This window comes from Bacillus sp. CPT56D-587-MTF (assembly GCF_058792335.1).
This window is the reverse complement of the sequence record NZ_JBYTEF010000001.1, coordinates 5,475,001-5,477,500: the sequence shown is the minus strand read 5'-3', so window position 1 is coordinate 5,477,500 and position 2,500 is coordinate 5,475,001. Positions and strand designations below refer to the sequence as shown.

General features: G+C 52.1%; 2 rRNA genes (1 of these 2 cut by a window edge). Both read right to left on the bottom strand.

Features of this window, described 5'->3' with window-relative positions:
• Nucleotides 1–7: 7 nt before the first annotated feature.
• Nucleotides 8–123: ribosomal RNA gene (rrf, locus tag AC3WVZ_RS28335) — 5S ribosomal RNA — on the bottom strand.
• A 48-nt stretch (nt 124–171) separates the two neighbouring features.
• Nucleotides 172–2,500 (bottom strand): 23S ribosomal RNA (locus tag AC3WVZ_RS28330) (it continues 593 nt past the right edge of the window).

Sequence of the window (2,500 nt, the reverse complement as noted above, 5' to 3'; positions counted from 1 at the left end):
GGTTCTTGCTTGGCGACGTCCTACTCTCACAGGGACAAGGTCCCAACTACCATCGGCGCTAGAGAGCTTAACTTCCGTGTTCGGTATGGGAACGGGTGTGACCTCTCTGCCATCATCACCAAACTATGAAGGCATATTCCTTCAAAACTAGATAACATTGCTACATATTATATGGTTAAGTCCTCGATCTATTAGTATTCGTCAGCTCCACATGTCACCATGCTTCCACCTCGAACCTATCAACCTGATCATCTTTCAGGGATCTTACTAGCTTACGCTATGGGAAATCTCATCTTGAGGGGGGCTTCATGCTTAGATGCTTTCAGCACTTATCCCTTCCGCACATAGCTACCCAGCTATGCCCTTGGCAGAACAACTGGTACACCAGCGGTGCGTCCATCCCGGTCCTCTCGTACTAAGGACAGCTCCTCTCAAATTTCCTACGCCCACGACGGATAGGGACCGAACTGTCTCACGACGTTCTGAACCCAGCTCGCGTACCGCTTTAATGGGCGAACAGCCCAACCCTTGGGACCGACTACAGCCCCAGGATGCGATGAGCCGACATCGAGGTGCCAAACCTCCCCGTCGATGTGGACTCTTGGGGGAGATAAGCCTGTTATCCCCGGGGTAGCTTTTATCCGTTGAGCGATGGCCCTTCCATGCGGAACCACCGGATCACTAAGCCCGACTTTCGTCCCTGCTCGACTTGTAGGTCTCGCAGTCAAGCTCCCTTATGCCTTTGCACTCTACGAATGATTTCCAACCATTCTGAGGGAACCTTTGGGCGCCTCCGTTACACTTTAGGAGGCGACCGCCCCAGTCAAACTGCCCACCTGACACTGTCTCCCGGGTCGATAAGACCCGTAGGTTAGAATTTCAATACAGTCAGGGCGGTATCCCACCAGCGCCTCCACCGAAGCTAGCGCTCCGGTTTCAATGGCTCCCGCCTATCCTGTACAAACTGTACCAAAATTCAATATCAGGCTACAGTAAAGCTCCACGGGGTCTTTCCGTCCTGTCGCGGGTAACCTGCATCTTCACAGGTACTATAATTTCACCGAGTCTCTGGTTGAGACAGTGCCCAAATCGTTACACCTTTCGTGCGGGTCGGAACTTACCCGACAAGGAATTTCGCTACCTTAGGACCGTTATAGTTACGGCCGCCGTTTACTGGGGCTTCAGTTCAGAGCTTCGCTTACGCTAACCCCTCTCCTTAACCTTCCAGCACCGGGCAGGTGTCACCCCCTATACTTCGCCTTACGGCTTCGCAGAGAGCTGTGTTTTTGCTAAACAGTCGCTTGGGCCTATTCACTGCGGCTTTCCGTTAAGAAAGCACCCCTTCTCCCGAAGTTACGGGGTCATTTTGCCGAGTTCCTTAACCAGAGTTCTCTCGCACACCTTAGGATTCTCTCCTCGCCTACCTGTGTCGGTTTGCGGTACAGGCACCTTTTATCTCGCTAGAAGCTTTTCTTGGCAGCGGGGAATCAAAGACTTCGCTCCATAAGGAGCTTCCCCATCACAGCTCAGCCTTTACGATAAGCGGATTTGCCTACTTATCAGCCTAACTGCTTGGACGTGCACAACCAATCGCACGCTTCTTCTATCCTTCTGCGTCCCTCCATTGCTCAAACGATAAAGAGGTGGTACAGGAATATCAACCTGTTGTCCATCGCCTACGCCTGTCGGCCTCGGCTTAGGTCCTGACTAACCCTGAGCGGACGAGCCTTCCTCAGGAAACCTTAGGCATTCGGTGGACGGGATTCTCACCCGTCTTTCGCTACTCATACCGGCATTCTCACTTCTAAGCACTCCACCAGTCCTTCCGGTCTGACTTCACTGTCCTTAGAACGCTCCCCTACCACTGATACCATTGGTATCAATCCGCAGCTTCGGTGGTGTATTTAGCCCCGGTACATTTTCGGCGCAGAGTCACTCGACTAGTGAGCTATTACGCACTCTTTAAATGGTGGCTGCTTCTAAGCCAACATCCTAGTTGTCTAAGCAACTCCACATCCTTTTCCACTTAATACACACTTTGGGACCTTAGCTGGCGGTCTGGGCTGTTTCCCTTTTGACTACGGATCTTATCACTCGCAGTCTGACTCCTAAGGATAAGTCATTGGCATTCGGAGTTTGACTGAATTCGGTAATCCGATGAGGACCCCTAGTCCAATCAGTGCTCTACCTCCAAGACTCTTACACTTAAGGCTAGCCCTAAAGCTATTTCGGGGAGAACCAGCTATCTCCAGGTTCGATTGGAATTTCTCCGCTACCCACACCTCATCCCCGCACTTTTCAACGTGCGTGGGTTCGGGCCTCCATTCAGTGTTACCTGAACTTCACCCTGGACATGGGTAGATCACCTGGTTTCGGGTCTACGACCACGTACTAAACGCCCTATTCAGACTCGCTTTCGCTGCGGCTCCGCCTCTTCAGCTTAACCTCGCACGGGATCGTAACTCGCCGGTTCATTCTACAAAAGGCACGCCATCACCCG